Source organism: Bacteroides celer (genome assembly GCF_002632415.2).
GTDB lineage: Bacteria > Bacteroidota > Bacteroidia > Bacteroidales > Bacteroidaceae > Bacteroides.
Genome location: NZ_CP178209.1, coordinates 3,916,724 through 3,931,135, shown reverse-complemented (window position 1 = coordinate 3,931,135; position 14,412 = coordinate 3,916,724). Strand labels below are relative to the sequence as shown.

The following is a 14,412-nucleotide window of genomic DNA, read 5'->3' as shown; positions in this document are numbered from 1 at the left end:
AGAATCATAAACTTGATACAGATATGTCAGTAAATAGAGTGATATTGGTAGGAAATGTAGGACAAGATCCTCGGGTGAAATACTTCGATACAGGTTCGGCAGTAGCAACTTTCCCATTGGCTACGACGGATCGTGGATATACGTTGGCTAATGGAACCCAGATTCCCGAAAGAACAGAGTGGCATAATATCGTTGCATCTAACCGTTTGGCGGAGATTGTAGATAAATATGTGCACAAAGGTGACAAGCTGTATCTGGAAGGGAAGATAAGAACGCGTTCTTACAGTGACCAGTCGGGTGCTATGCGCTATATCACCGAAATTTATGTGGATAATATGGAAATGTTGTCTCCGAAAGGAGCCAACCCGGGTGCGGGAGCTTCTGCTTCCGGACAGCCTGCTATGGGACAGCAGCAACAACCGGTTGCCGGCCAGCCGCAACAAACGCAGCAGTCGCAGGCGCAACCTGTACAAGATAATCCGGCAGATGATTTGCCGTTCTAAATAATGTGATAGTGTGCCAATCGATTTTTTCTAACTCATTGGCACATTATCTTTTGTTTAACTAAAATATAAACTCTTTGGACTCAGATGGTTATTTAAGCCAATTGGCTGATATTTTCAACGGTATTACCGTAAACACTCCTTCTATCTCTGCTATTATTGCCATAGCGCTGGCAGGTGTGCTCCTGCTTGCTTCCGGCTTTGCTTCGGCTTCCGAAATAGCTTTTTTCTCGCTATCTCCTTCTGATCGGAATGATATTGATGAGCGCAATCATCCTTCCGACGATAAAATAAGTGCTCTTCTTGGGGACACCGAACGTCTCTTGGCAACGATATTGATTACGAACAATTTTGTGAATGTGACCATTATCATGCTCTGCAATTTCTTCTTTATGAATGTGTTTGTTTTCCATTCTCCGTTGGCAGAGTTCCTGATACTGACCGTCATCCTGACCTTCCTCCTGTTGTTGTTCGGTGAAATTATGCCTAAGATTTATTCGGCACAGAAAACATTGGCCTTTTGCCGTTTTTCGGCACCGGGAATTTACTTTCTGGAAAAGGTATTCCGTCCGATAGCTACTGTGCTTGTGCGTTCGACAACTTTTCTGAATAAGCATTTTGTGAAGAAGAGTCACAATATTTCTGTGGATGAACTGTCGCACGCGTTGGAATTGACGGATAAAGCGGAGCTTTCTGAAGAGAATAATATTCTGGAGGGAATTATCCGTTTCGGTGGGGAAACCGTGAAGGAGGTGATGACATCACGTCTGGATATGGTCGATCTGGATATCCGTACATCTTTCAAGGAGGTGATGCAATGTATCATTGAAAATGCTTATTCACGTATTCCTATCTATTCTGGTTCACGGGACAATATTAAAGGGGTGCTGTATATTAAAGACCTTCTGCCTCATGTCAATAAGGGGGATAATTTCCGTTGGCAGTCATTGATTCGTCCGGCTTATTTTGTGCCGGAGACGAAGATGATTGATGATTTGCTGCGTGACTTCCAGGCGAATAAGATTCATATTGCTATTGTTGTGGATGAGTTTGGAGGAACTTCCGGACTGGTAACGATGGAGGATATTATCGAAGAGATTGTAGGTGAGATTCACGACGAATACGATGATGAAGAGCGTACATATGTTGTCTTGAATGACCATACCTGGATATTTGAAGCGAAAACGCAATTGACGGATTTCTATAAGATTGCAAAAGTAGACGAAGACGAATTTGAAAAGGTGGTGGGAGATGCAGATACATTGGCAGGTATGTTGCTCGAAATTAAAGGTGAATTCCCGGCGCTGCATGAGAAAGTGACGTATCACAATTATGAGTTTGAAGTGCTCGAAATGGATAGTCGCCGTATATTGAAAGTTAAGTTTACAATTTTGCCGAAGGAAGTGGAAGATGGCGTTGTTTCTGCAGTATAAGACGAATGGTATACAGTGGGCTGTCTGGAAGATGGAAGAGTCTTTGGATGCTTTATTGCTTCTTTTGCCCGGTGCGCGAAGAGCTTTCTGTGAGCAGGAATTGAATCGCTTTGTCTCCGAACGTCGTAAGATGGAATGGTTGTCGGTTCGTGTTCTGTTGTATTCCATGTTGCAGGAGGATAAGGAAATCGGTTACTCTCTCGAGGGGAAACCTTATCTCACAGATCATTCTTTTTTTATCAGTATTTCTCATACGAAAGGTTATGTGGCGGTGATGCTTGCTTCTTCGGTTCCGGTAGGCATTGACATTGAACAATATGCCCAACGGGTTCACAAGGTATGCGACCGCTATGTCCGTCCTGACGAGCAAGTAGAATCTTATCAGGGAGATATAACTTGGGGGCTGTTATTGCATTGGTCGGCAAAGGAAGCTGTTTTCAAGCGGATGGAAAATGCGGATGCTGATCTTCGTAAACTCCGGCTGACGCATTTTATTCCTCAAGAGGAGGGGACGTTTCAGGTTCAGGAGTTGGTTACGGCGCAGCAAGAACTTTATTCTGTCGGTTATCGTATTTGTCCGGACTTTGTATTGACGTGGACATTGAATTGAACGGACGAGGAAATGTGTGAGGCTCTTTTCTCGGTGTGTTATCATTGTCCGATTGTAGTGTCTTTCTAAAACGAAAAATGAGACTGCCTCATTTTTTTATTTTGAAGCAATCTCATTTTTATGAATTCAAAGCCTTTCAGGCGAAGTCTTTCACTATTGGGTTATTTCTCTTTTTTATTAAGTCGATAGCTCAATGCTCCTGACGGACATTTGCCGATTTGTGCAATTAATTCTTCTGTTGTCGCATTTTCAATCTGCACCCAGGGTCTTTCTTTGGGATGATAAACATTGGGTAGCATCTTTACACATATTCCGGCGTGCTGACATAATTCAGGCTGCCACACAATGGTCAGTTCACCATTGGTATATTCAATTTTTTTTCCCATATATGTATTTATTTAATATGAATACCACGCATTACAATTCGCTTCCATTCCGGATGTTTGTGAATATATCCGGCTACAAACGGACAAAGCGGTACCAAACGTAGACCTTGTCGCTCGATGTCTGCCAATGCTTTTTCCGCAAGTTGTGAGCCTACTCCCTTGCCGCCTAATGAGGCGGGTACTTCGGTATGTACAAGGTATATTTCTCCATTGTTTGATTTGATATAGTCTATTTCAGCTATTTTGCCATCGATCTGAAATTCATACCGATGTTTTTCTTCGTTGTCTATTAATTTATAATCTTCTGCCATAATTTTTACGTATTAAGTTCGATTATAATATAAACACTTGGGGAACACTTTTGTTTTACGCGAACAAATATTCTCCAAGTTTATAATCTTTCCAATTGAACTGTGAAGTGTCTCATTAAGGGAGCTTCCCAGGCGATACGTACTCCATGAGTGATTCTTTCTCTGCGTTCATATACATTTTTGAGGGCGGCAGCTATTACATTCATGTGATTGTCGGTATATACTCTGCGGGGGATTGCGAGGCGAAGTAGGTCAAGGCCGTTAAAGCGATTTTCATGGGTCACCGGATTACGGTCGGCAAGGATATAACCGATTTCGCATCCATGGATACCGGCTTCCAGGTAGAGCTCTACGGTTAGCGTCTGCGCCGGGAATTCTTCTTGAGGAACATGTGTCAGCACTTTAGGCGCATCAATGAAGATGGCGTGTCCTCCGGCATAGCTTTCATCAGCTAGCATCATTCCCGCCCATTGGCAATCGCTCATCGCTCCGGTGCCGGAGTCGGTGATGAGGTCTATATAAACTTGTTCTGATTTGAGTTGAAAAACATTATAATGTGCTTCTTTAATCCATAGCTCGCACTCTTCACGTGCTTTTTGGGATGGGTTCTACCATCTTTATTTTCCATGATTCAGCAAAAGGTAACTCCATTATTGTATATTTAATAGTTTAGACCGTAACCATACTATTTTCCGCCACGCCAATTTTATCGGCTGTCTTTCAGCCGATAAAATAAAAATGCCCGTAAGAAAATATTTTTGTTTTAACATTCCGGTTTATAGAAACATGGCAGAAGAGCCTTCTTGTCGCAGTCCTTACCATGAAGAATACATTCAAACAAGTGTTTCAGGTAATTCTGAGGGTCTATGCCGTTCAACTTACAGCTTTCTATCAGAGAGAAGGTGAATGCAGAGTTTTCTGCCGCATCCTCACTGCCAACGTTCATACAGTTCTTGAGCAGCAGCTTTACAGGTTTCATCCTTTGCTCACAGAGGTTGTTCGAGATTTCTGCTGAACCGTCCTTGAGGATATTTCTCAAGGATTTCCACTGGTTTATCGTATAGTTCACGGCCTTTCTCATCAGTTCGTTAGCCATAATCTTCGCATCCTGCATCATAATGACCACCTTATGATGGATACGTTCAAGAATCGGTCCTGTTAGCTTAAGCCTTCTTTCCTTAATCTGCTCACCGCTGAGTTTCATCATACGGAACAGGTCTTCATTTCTGAACATCTCACCGATAGGATCTATTATGTCCATCGCTGTTCTGTCTGAAGGCAGGGCATCAACCCACAACCTTCTACAATGCGTCCAGCATCCTATATGAAGCACCTTTGAGTCGTCTCCGTCAAACATCCTGTAAACCGTATATCCGTCAGTGGATATGGTTCCCATAAAATATTCCAGGAATGATTTTGCCGCATCGGACGACCTGCTGCCGTTATTATAGTGATAATAGACCATCTTAATATGCTTGGCAAAGAAAGCCCATAAGTACTTTCTCCTGTAAGCCTTACCTTCCTTTGTTTCCACTCCAACAAGCTCAGTAGTCTCATCAACCATAAGGTAATTAGCTCTCTGTACAAACTCCTTGAAGACATCTTCCATGAACTCCCTTAGTTTGGCGATTCCGTTATGGATATAGCTGTTCAGCGTGGTATTGCTTATGTGGATACCCTCTCTTGCAAGCAGTCTTATCTGTCTGTTCTCAGGCATGCTGAAGTCATATTTCAGACAAAGCAGACGGGCAAGCAGTTCAGGAGAGAAGATACCTCCAAGGTTTTTCAGCGGATGTTCCATGGTGCTTGTGAAAGTGCCGTCCGCAAGCTTTACCCTTGCCACCTTGTAAACATGCTCCACGTTATAAGCCCTTACATGTTCTATGACCCTGTATTCCCACACATCAGGCATACCGTTGCGGTTCATAAACCGTCCCCCTTCTGGAAGCGTGTAATACTCGTCCACTTCATGTACTACCACCTTGTCAACTTTCAATTTTGTTTTCCCGGCACGTGGTGCGGTTTCCTTTCTCCTTGAAGGTTTGCTGTTCTGGGCAGGTATGTTGCCGGAAGAGGTATTGCTGCCGGTTTCGTTATCATCGGTCTTATTATTATCATCCTTCCTGTCAGAACCGTCATACTCGGATTGTTCCAGAGCGGACTTGTCGAGATTACGGTTGTTCAACAGCCTTCTTTGCTCGGAAGTACGGCCGAAACGGTGTTTCCTGCTGTCCTCAAGCTGAAGTCTGAGATTGGAGATCTCGTTTGCCAGCATCCTGTTCACCTCATCCTTTGCTTCAAGCTGCTTTCTCATAAGTTCCATTTCTTTCCTGTAATGTTCAACCGTGGTTGACTGCTTTTCGATGGTATCTTTGAGATCATTGATGGTATCTATCAGATTTTTAGAGTTCTCCCTGTTGGATTCTTCAATAGACTCAAGCCTCGCAATCAATTCTTTATTCTGTTTGCGAAGACCTGCCTTTTCCTCATTCGCCAGACCCAGCTGGCAGCAAAGTAACTCGTATGCTCTTTCATCAATCATGATATAAAGGTACGAAAAATCAGGCACTTACGCAAACTTTTTACCGTTTATTTTTTATACTATCCTGTTGATAATCAGTATGTTAATATTAGCCTTTCGGACTAACGTACATCTTGTCAACTACAATGCTTTCCGTAAGATAAGCCATGTCCGACCACTGTATCCGGTAGCACCTGGAGACTTCATCAAATACAGGTTTCTTGAATTTGCCCATAACAGGACGTTTTTCGTAAAGCACATAAAAACCGCGTTCGTAATGAAGTATCTTCACAACCTTTCGGTTCCGGGACATGAACATATATACATTGGACGCATCGCTCGGGTCAAGGGACATTTCTTCCCTTATACTCTCACACAGACGGAAAATGCCTTTCCGCAAATCAACATTACCGTTAAACAGGTAATAGTTAAGGTTAGCACTCAGTCCAAGCATATCATCCTATCATTTTATTAAGCAACAGGCTCAAATCAAGAACGGTGGTGTTTCTCAGGAACAGTGTTGCGCCAGACGCCAGCTGTAACTTGATCCATTTTATTGGTGGTTCACCTTCAGGATGTTTCACGTCCAACTTCACAGTTGGACTATTGCATGGTTTCCCGGTTATCTGGACTTTGGCAACCTTGGGCTGCTCAACCTGGACTGTCTTGCCTAACTTCTCACTCCACAACTGGTGACGCTGCCAGTTCATGAACTTGTCGTAATTTACACCATAATCAGCACAGAACTCTCGAAGATCTTTGGTCTCGCTGCATAACTGGTAGAGGTCATATACCTCCTGATAGTTTACTTTTTCTTTTGCCATAATCATTCTTGTTAAAGGTTACGGCGCAAAGATATGGCGGCTAACAACTTATGTCAAGGCGGAAAATAGAATGGTTACGTTTAGACCGACGAATATAACTAAAAATATGAATAATGCGGTTCGTTTATGACTTTTTGTTTAAATATTTTTTAGAAATTTACTTTAGTATTATCTATGAAACTATGTATTTAGTGGAATTTCGTTTTAGTTTGAGGTAAAATAAATCCATAGATATTACATGTGTTTATTTATTATTAAGTAACTAATCAAAATTAAGCAGCATAATGACTAAAGTTAATATTCAGTTGTGTTCCTATCGCCGCCAAAGCCCTATTTGTGGCATAAAACAGCGATTCTGTAGTGACATAATCTTGCGGTCGGAGCCATTTCCCTTTCATAATACGCCAAAGGGTCTCCACAATGTTCAAATGAGGAGAGTATGGGGGAATGTAGAAAAGAAAAAGTCCCCGTTTTTCCCATATTGGACGCATTCGCTTTATTTTCTCATTACGGTGTACACTTGCATTGTCAAGCACAACAAATGTCTTTCTGTTGAGCTTGAAAGAGAACCTGTCGAGGAAATCCACGACTTTCTCTGCATCAACAGAATCGCAGGTGCAGAAACCTTCAAAGCGGTTATTCCTGTCAATCATACCAAAGATGTTGAGCCGTTTGGCTTTTTCGACAGGAATGTAAACGTCTTCTCCGGAAAACTGCCACCCGTAAGGGACATAGCCTTCCGTGCAGATATGAGATTCGTCACCATAGAAGAGGTCGATGGAGCCTTTTTCAAAAAGTACTTCAAGTTCTTGCAGCTTCTCGGTCTTATACGCATAGAGCTGCGGCGAGGGCTTACCCTTAGGACGTTTTCTTATACGTCTATATCTTGCGCCAATGCGGATAAAAAACGTTTGAACGTCGATTCGCTCGCTTCCTTGCCCGAAGCATTCTGCCAGGCTTCTTTGGCTGCACGCACACTCTGTCGGTCCGACTCGATGGCTTTGCGCACAGCTTCCTCGTCCGAACAGTCCATGATGGCTTTGCGACCTTGTCCCGGACGTGTATATAATCCTTGGATTCCTTGGTTTTCGAAACGTTTGACCCAACTGCCAACGGTTTGGGCGGTCATTTCCGTTTGTGCTCCCACTTGGGGCGCACTCAAGCCCTCTGCTTTGAGCAATATGGCGCGGCAACGCATACGAAAACAATGGCTTTCGCCTGTACGGAAACCGGTGGTAAGTTCCCGACGTTCGGAATCGCTCAACGTCAATTTCTTGATTTTCATTTGTCTTGCGGTTTGGTTCGAGACAAAGATAATGCAATTTCGACATATGTGAAATAATTATGAATAACTACTTAGTTAAATATTTATGGAATATTAAATAATTTCTCATGAGCTGAAAGCTCTTATTTATTACTTAAGTTATCATTCGTTTTTATTTCTAGATGCTAAATAAAAAGATTAAAAGAGGGTGATTTAAGCACCCTCTTTGGAGAGAAGGATTTATATTTTAGCTGAAAGATTCCAATATAATTCACTCTCGTCAATTACTGTAGAAGCATTATATAACTTAAGATCAAATGATGATAAGTATAAATTGTTTGCTATGTTTTTAAGTTTAAAATCCTTGTCATTAACAAATTCCATTTTCCATAATTGAGTATTATCATTTTTGTTGACGCTGAATTTAAGTGAATTGTCTAAATAATCATTTGCTCTTCTTTTAATTTTTATATAATCATCTTCTAATTCAATGCTAACAAGACAAACTCTTCCCATTGGATTTCCTCCTACAATAGCTCTTATAGGAACAAAACATATATTACTGTTTTCTGATATCTCTGCTATGACAGCTGCTCCTATTTTACCTTCAATCATAGTGCGGGGTGATATGATTGTTGTATTAAATGGATTATTGTATTGCTTTAAGTGTAAAGCTAATTCTATATTTTTTCTTTTAGTAATGTCATCTATGAATTCACTAATTAGATAAATTCTGGTATCAGGATTACCTATTCCAATTAATGATTCTGTTTCAGGTGTTACACTATTCATCCAACTAACATAATCAAAGGATACATTATCTAATTTTCCGTTGGGATCTTGACTTATTATAGAAGTCACAGTTTGGGAACCACCTTGTGTTTTTATGTATATATTTACATTCTTAAAACTGTTAAATAAGTTGCTATCATAATGTACATTTGCAGTGATTGATGACGTTAAGAAATTAGACGATGCTTTAAATTCTTGTAGTTGTGTTGCTTCGGTACTAGTATATTTTCCTGTATAAAAAGCAGAAAATTTACCTCCTAATAGTATATCAGTCATAACATGTGTACCATATTTTTCAACTAACTCTTTACCTGATAAACTTTTTAAATCGGATAAAAATACATCTGTGAAAAAATATTTAAGTCTTGATGGTGTTGTGTATGGTAGGGTTAGTCTTCGTGTCATTTTAAGTGCATCAACCCTATAAAAAGCATTTCTTTCCTCTTTAGTTCCTCCTGAATTTATTGTTGCTTCTAGATCTAATGAAAATAATTTTAAAATTTTGTCTCCGATATTCGCAGTGGCATGTATATTGAGATTTTCTGTTAATGTATATACAGATGAACCATATACTGTTTTTGTTTCTGTCTTTCCATGTAATATTGATGTTTCAATATCTGCAGGAGTAAATATAACTTCTTGTCCGGTGATAGGATCCCGTCCTAGTCCTTTTTGAAGTCGTTCTACGTCTATAACTTTGGCTTTTGCATATAAAGGGTCTTGGAAATCAGAATAAAAACAGTTATAACCATAACCCAATAAATCGTAATTACCATCGCCTGCACTCCTTGTAACAGGGGTGCTTTCTTTTAATTGGTCAATAATTAGTTCTTCGTCTGTACATGACAGTATCAAACAGGATAACAATGAAAAGGTAATTAATTTGTTCATGAACCTAATTGTTTATATGAATAAGTTTGAATATATATATATGTAAGAAGTCATTTTTCAATAAGTGTGATGTCATCAATACAAAAATATTTACCTGTTCTCATTCCATTCTCATCGTCAGAGTCTGAAGAATTTGGAGTTAGTGTTATTTTAGAGGCTGTTTGTAAATCTGTTAAATCAAACCATATCCATGTATTAATGGGTTTATCAGTATCGCTCTTGTAATCAGCAAGCCTAATAGTCGTTTTAGCTATCTCGTCTCCTTTATCATTATATCCTATTGCAGTAACTTCGTACCAACTACCTTTTTTGAAAGCTGTCGCCCACCCATCACCTTCTGTCATTCCAATATAGGCGTTTTTACTATTAGTTATCCATAGTCCTTTAATAGAATATTGAGAATTAACGATTGATAGAGTAGCTGGTGTGAAGTTGTCACTATAAACTCCCAAATACACTTTCCCTGTTTTTGCACTTCCACAATTAGGTTGGCAATTTGATATATGGTTAGTCTTGTTGGTATAAGTAAAACCTGCAAAGCTATATCCTTGTCCCCAATCATTGTAATAATGATCAAAAGTTACATAGTTCTGTGGATCATTAAATGTGTCTTTAAAATAAAATTCAATTTTTTCAGTACTAGTTGAAACAAATTCACTTTCCGTTTCAGTTAATAAGTTCTCAAAACTTATGACAACTTCTTTTTTATTATCATCTTTTGTATCGTCATCATCGCTACAGCCACAAAATACAAATACTGATAATAGTAATAATAAGGATAATTTCTTCATGTTCTTTTCTAATTTTAGTTATTAATAAATTGTTGATTATTTTTTGAAATGTAAGTTTTCAACGGTTGTGACTTCGGTTGATATTTCACCCATTTGTCCTGCGTCTTGGTTAACTGCAGTCATAATCTTAACGAAATCTATTTGATCCAAGTCGGCTGGTGTGCCGTTACTGTCCACAGCCCAATCTATCTTGAAATTACTGCCTTCCTTGGTGTTGGGATGGTTGTCTGCATATCCCCATGGATAACAATATCCTACCCATAATCCATTTTCTAAGACAGCATTATCTTTTAGGCGTGTTCCCTGGAATGTGATTTCATCATCTTCTACCCAAAGTGGATAATAGGATTCCTGATTATGGTAACTGTTGCGGAGAATATATCCTTCGTTTTCTTTATTGTCCTTCCAGAAAACATTTTGGTTGGCTGGGTTCGGGCGGTAATAAGTTATTTCATATCCTCGGGTTTCTGTATCTTTCCCGTATTCGCTGCCTTTCAGTTCATACCATTCGTCATCAGGTATTCCATTACCGTTTGCATCTTTGGATACGAATACAATTCCCGGTTCGGCACTTCCTCCTAGTTTTCCTGTTCCGGTTTTGGAATTGTAGTAAGCATTACCTCTTACCTTGAAGTCATATTCTCCCGTTACATTCGGAATGGGCTGTGGGAATCCTAAAACAATGTAGCCACCGAATCCTCCTAATGTAATAAGCGATTTTTGCTGGATTCTGCGGGTTGCTTCTTCCAATATTTCATCGTAGGTAAATCCATCCTTGTATGCTGATGTGGTAGTATTGATAAATTGTCCGGGAGCAGGACGGTATTCCCATACTTTATTGGCGAAAGCTAGAGGGTTTTCCGTGTCATCGTCATTATCGTCAATATTGCTTTGTGAGGCTTTGTCACTGAATGCGATGGTATTCGGGTTAAGTCCGATGTTGTTCAGGCGGAACATGAGTTGTCCTTGTTGGTTGAAACAAAGTAAGTCACCGTAAGTGGTGTAATCGCGTGCTTCGGTGATATATACATTGTTGCTGTAAGGGTTGATATTGATACCGTAAGGTGTCTTTATCACAGTTCCATCGGTTATGAAATTCTCACGGATTGTTTCTTCTGTTTTCAGATTGAACATCTTGATAGAAGAAGTCTGTGTGGTGTAGTTGTAATTATATAGGTAGGCTATGTCTCCGTCGATGGCGAAGTTTTGCACTTTCTCGTTACATTGAGTGACTTTGTTTGTCCGGCAGTCTATCTTGACGAAATTATAATCTCCGGCTTCTATATCTTCGCCACGGGTGGCTACATAGACGGTTTCATCCGGACCTGCTATTATTTTACCGGGATTCGGGCCTACTATAATTTTGCTACTCTCTTTGAATGTGGCAATATCGACAACGGATACTGTATTATCTACACCCAGCCCTGATGAATAATCCAATCCGCCGGAATTGGAAATATATAGCTTTTCGTTTTGTACACAAATGCCGTCAGGGTTACGTCCCACTGTTGTGATAGCATCTATGGAGAGGGAAGTTGTGTCTATACGCGCAACGGTTCCGTCATAGGAACATACGTATGCTTTTTCTTTATGAAAAGTGATATAGCGTGGTTGGCGGGAACTCCCATTTTCTGCCTGCATCTGAATTTGTTTCAATGAGGTTCCTGTACGAAAATCTATCACTTCTACTGTACTGGAGATGTTGACTACGACATACACCTTGCTTCCATAAATAGCCATATCGTTGGCTGTATCTCCTAATCCCCGGCGGTTGACTGCTTTGAAGTAATCACGAACCATTTGTTGATTACCGAAAGAGAAACGTGCCAATGAGCTGTTATTCTGGTTGAACAGTCCTTCACATAATACATATAATTCGGCGGTACCTGTTTCTGTCGGATCACCTATAATGCCTGATGTGAAAGGTTTGTCCTCCATATCATCACATGCCATGAATAACAAGATCAATGACAGCCAGCACCAGGATATATATATTAATTTCCTTTTCACGTCAATATCTTATTTTATAATATTTAATATCTTATTTTTATTGTTGCTCTTACAGATCGTCCGGGCATTGGGAAGTATTTCACAATCTCGTAATTCTTGTCCATCAGGTTCAGTACTTCCAAGCAGAAAGAGGTGGTGACTTTTTTTATCAGGAAATCATGGCTTGCAGAAATACTGTGGTCACTATAGCTATCCAATCTGTTTTCAGCAATGTTTTGTCCCAACGCGTAGCGCTTTCCTGAAAATAGGAATGAGTAAGACAGATTGATCCATGGTGTTTCGATACCTGCCTGCCCCGAAGCGGAGACGCGGGGAGTGTAGGCTATCTGGTGTTTGTATGTTGATTCATACGTGTTTGGATCGGGTGGGGTAACGTCTAATGCTCGTTGGTATGTATAGTTGCCCGAGAGGTTTATGCGGATTTTTTCCCCGGGTTGGAGGGAGAGGCTTCCTGTAACATCAATACCTTTGATGTCAACTTGTCCCAGGTTTTTCATGCTCCATACTGCAAGGTTCTTGGTAGGATAAGCGATGATTTTATCTGTTACCTTATTATAATAAGCGTCGATGGTTGCTGACAAATAGGGTAGGAACGAGCATACATTTTTGTTGTATGTCAGTCCGATGTTGTATTGTTTGGCTTTTTCCGGCTTTAGTTGTGTGTTTCCTACTTCTTCGTAATATAAGTCGTTGAAACTTGCCAGGCGGAAAATGTCTTTATAGAAGAAGCGTACACGGAATTCTTCATTATGAAAAGGTTTGAATGCGGCACTTACATAAGGGGTTAATTTACGGTGATTGCCGGCACTGCCGCCTTTCTTTACATCTTCATTGATAATGGTTGCTAATGCGGATGCGGAGATTGTTAACCAGTCATTCACGTATTTGCCGGCGAATGCCGTTAGCCATGAATAGCGCGTGGGGTGTACAAAGTTGTTTAGATCGGCGTTCATGGTGTTGATGCTTCCGTCGGTGGAAAGAGAGAATGAGAGGTTGCTCAACAGTCTGTATAGTACAGAAGCGGAAAGGTAATATTCTTGCTGGTAGTAGCTGTTTTCTGTTTTCTTTAATGAGTTCTTTGTATCAGGGTCTAGGTAACGTTGATAGCTCCAATTCCACTTGGCAGAGGTTTGGAATACCCATTGTTGGCTGAATTCTTTCTTGTATTGACTTTGTATGAAAGTGTTTTTATCCCACAGGTGTTGGGTAGAATGGTCGTCGTAGAAAGTGGTAGCTTTGGGTAGTCCCCGGGAGGATTGGAAGTAATAGGCTTTCAGCCGCCATTGTTCTTTATCGGAGAAGTTACCGTAAAGTCCGGCTTCAGCACGGAATGTTTGTACATCTGTATTCTTCCGTTTCTCACGTGAGGACAGATCTCCTTCTGCACTTCCATAGCGCAGTGTATATGGATAATGTCCGTCAGAAGACATCCATTCGCCATTGACTGACATGCTCCATGTTTTATTGAATTGTTGTTCCAGCAGGAGGGAGGGATTGACTAATCCCCAGGAACCTGTTTTGAAAGCTCCTGCTATGTTGGTCTTTTTGTCTTTTGTGAACTGTGGGGTAAGTGTCTGGATATTCAAGATGCCTGCTGACGCAAAGAAGCGGGCAGGTTGGAAGATGTTATCGCTTTGTCCGTTGTTTAGAGAAAGTCTGTCTACGTTATCGAGTGAGAAACGCCCGATGTCGATTTGTCCCGTTTGGCAATCGGTTAGGGTGATCCCGTCATAGCCAACAGCGGTATGTTGTGCTCCCAGGCTTCGTATGGATACAGTTTTTAGTCCGCCAATACCTCCGTAGTCTTTTACGGTCACTCCGGCAAAGTGTTTCACTGCGTCGGATACTTGCAAGGCGTGCAGGTTTTTCAGGGCGTCTTTGGAGAATACTTGCAGGGGAGCGGTAGAACGTACTTCGCGAGTCTGATAGATATCTGATACTGTTATTTCAGGAATAGAATATGTATGTGTCGTATCTACCTTTTGCTGTTGTGCAAAAAGTGGTATGGATAAGAATTGGCAGCAGAATACTGCAAAGATCATTTTCTTAAATGTTCTCTCTTTCATTTATTCCTTA

At 40.7% G+C, this 14,412-nt stretch carries 14 protein-coding genes and 1 pseudogene; 3 read left to right on the top strand and 12 right to left on the bottom strand.

The features are described from left to right. The first annotated feature begins 23 nt into the window (after positions 1-23). The 3 genes from CJF29_RS16095 to CJF29_RS16085 all read left to right on the top strand — a co-directional run bounded on the left by CJF29_RS16095 (position 24) and on the right by CJF29_RS16085 (position 2,546). Positions 24-503: a single-stranded DNA-binding protein gene (locus CJF29_RS16095; RefSeq protein ID WP_004304191.1), complete on the top strand. Its 480-nt coding sequence runs from the start codon at positions 24-26 to the stop codon at positions 501-503. A 77-nt stretch (positions 504-580) separates the two neighbouring features. Continuing rightward, a complete protein-coding gene (locus CJF29_RS16090; RefSeq protein ID WP_099147024.1) occupies positions 581-1,936 on the top strand; it encodes a gliding motility-associated protein GldE in 1,356 nt (451 codons plus the stop codon). After that, complete coding sequence (locus CJF29_RS16085; protein ID WP_099147025.1) at positions 1,914-2,546, top strand: 4'-phosphopantetheinyl transferase family protein; 633 nt, start codon at positions 1,914-1,916, stop codon at positions 2,544-2,546. Before CJF29_RS16090 ends, CJF29_RS16085 begins: the two co-directional genes overlap by 23 nt. Before the next feature lie 161 nt (positions 2,547-2,707). Here CJF29_RS16085 and CJF29_RS16080 read toward each other — a convergent pair whose 3' ends face one another. The 12 genes and pseudogenes from CJF29_RS16080 to CJF29_RS16025 form a co-directional block, all read right to left on the bottom strand. Continuing rightward, positions 2,708-2,932, bottom strand: a complete 225-nt coding sequence (locus CJF29_RS16080) for a (4Fe-4S)-binding protein (RefSeq protein ID WP_004300640.1) — start codon at positions 2,930-2,932, stop codon at positions 2,708-2,710. An 8-nt stretch (positions 2,933-2,940) separates the two neighbouring features. After that, entirely contained in the window at positions 2,941-3,243 is a 303-nt protein-coding gene (locus tag CJF29_RS16075) for a GNAT family N-acetyltransferase (protein WP_004300639.1), read from the bottom strand. A gap of 80 nt (positions 3,244-3,323) precedes the next feature. Continuing rightward, a pseudogene (locus CJF29_RS16070) lies at positions 3,324-3,894 on the bottom strand (hypothetical protein). Between the two features lie 112 nt (positions 3,895-4,006). After that, the gene (gene tnpC / locus CJF29_RS16065; RefSeq protein ID WP_004300191.1) at positions 4,007-5,785 is read right to left on the bottom strand and encodes an IS66 family transposase; all 1,779 of its coding nucleotides are present in this window, start codon (positions 5,783-5,785) and stop codon (positions 4,007-4,009) included. 88 nt (positions 5,786-5,873) lie between these two features. Continuing rightward, complete coding sequence (gene tnpB / locus CJF29_RS16060; protein WP_004297053.1) at positions 5,874-6,218, bottom strand: IS66 family insertion sequence element accessory protein TnpB; 345 nt, start codon at positions 6,216-6,218, stop codon at positions 5,874-5,876. 1 nt (position 6,219) lies between these two features. Then, a complete protein-coding gene (locus CJF29_RS16055) occupies positions 6,220-6,588 on the bottom strand; it encodes a hypothetical protein (protein WP_170834904.1) in 369 nt (122 codons plus the stop codon). A gap of 272 nt (positions 6,589-6,860) precedes the next feature. After that, on the bottom strand, positions 6,861-7,490 hold the full coding sequence (locus CJF29_RS16050; protein WP_255299464.1) for an IS630 family transposase: 630 nt from the start codon (positions 7,488-7,490) through the stop codon (positions 6,861-6,863). After that, positions 7,460-7,873, bottom strand: coding sequence for a helix-turn-helix domain-containing protein (locus CJF29_RS16045; protein WP_099147678.1), 414 nt, complete (start codon positions 7,871-7,873; stop codon positions 7,460-7,462). The genes CJF29_RS16050 and CJF29_RS16045 overlap by 31 nt, the downstream gene beginning before the upstream one ends. A 219-nt stretch (positions 7,874-8,092) precedes the next feature. After that, positions 8,093-9,535, bottom strand: a complete 1,443-nt coding sequence (locus tag CJF29_RS16040) for an MAC/perforin domain-containing protein (RefSeq protein ID WP_099147514.1) — start codon at positions 9,533-9,535, stop codon at positions 8,093-8,095. A gap of 50 nt (positions 9,536-9,585) precedes the next feature. Beyond that, positions 9,586-10,326 (bottom strand): DUF4465 domain-containing protein, encoded by a 741-nt coding sequence (locus CJF29_RS16035; protein WP_099147515.1) that lies wholly within the window; start codon positions 10,324-10,326, stop codon positions 9,586-9,588. 36 nt (positions 10,327-10,362) lie between these two features. After that, positions 10,363-12,336: a YncE family protein gene (locus tag CJF29_RS16030; RefSeq protein ID WP_099147516.1), complete on the bottom strand. Its 1,974-nt coding sequence runs from the start codon at positions 12,334-12,336 to the stop codon at positions 10,363-10,365. Positions 12,337-12,359: 23 nt separating this feature from the next. Beyond that, complete coding sequence (locus CJF29_RS16025; protein ID WP_099147517.1) at positions 12,360-14,402, bottom strand: TonB-dependent receptor plug domain-containing protein; 2,043 nt, start codon at positions 14,400-14,402, stop codon at positions 12,360-12,362. Between the last annotated feature and the right edge of the window lie 10 nt (positions 14,403-14,412).

Coding starts and splice junctions, on each gene's coding strand:
- tnpC (WP_004300191.1), bottom strand. CDS start 5,785: ATGATTGATGAAAGAGCATACGAGTTACTTTGCTGCCAGCTGGGTCTG.
- CJF29_RS16040 (WP_099147514.1), bottom strand. CDS start 9,535: ATGAACAAATTAATTACCTTTTCATTGTTATCCTGTTTGATACTGTCA.
- CJF29_RS16075 (WP_004300639.1), bottom strand. CDS start 3,243: ATGGCAGAAGATTATAAATTAATAGACAACGAAGAAAAACATCGGTAT.
- CJF29_RS16055 (WP_170834904.1), bottom strand. CDS start 6,588: ATGGCAAAAGAAAAAGTAAACTATCAGGAGGTATATGACCTCTACCAG.
- CJF29_RS16045 (WP_099147678.1), bottom strand. CDS start 7,873: ATGAAAATCAAGAAATTGACGTTGAGCGATTCCGAACGTCGGGAACTT.
- CJF29_RS16035 (WP_099147515.1), bottom strand. CDS start 10,326: ATGAAGAAATTATCCTTATTATTACTATTATCAGTATTTGTATTTTGT.
- CJF29_RS16085 (WP_099147025.1), top strand. CDS start 1,914: ATGGCGTTGTTTCTGCAGTATAAGACGAATGGTATACAGTGGGCTGTC.
- CJF29_RS16095 (WP_004304191.1), top strand. CDS start 24: ATGTCAGTAAATAGAGTGATATTGGTAGGAAATGTAGGACAAGATCCT.
- CJF29_RS16025 (WP_099147517.1), bottom strand. CDS start 14,402: ATGAAAGAGAGAACATTTAAGAAAATGATCTTTGCAGTATTCTGCTGC.
- CJF29_RS16080 (WP_004300640.1), bottom strand. CDS start 2,932: ATGGGAAAAAAAATTGAATATACCAATGGTGAACTGACCATTGTGTGG.
- tnpB (WP_004297053.1), bottom strand. CDS start 6,218: ATGCTTGGACTGAGTGCTAACCTTAACTATTACCTGTTTAACGGTAAT.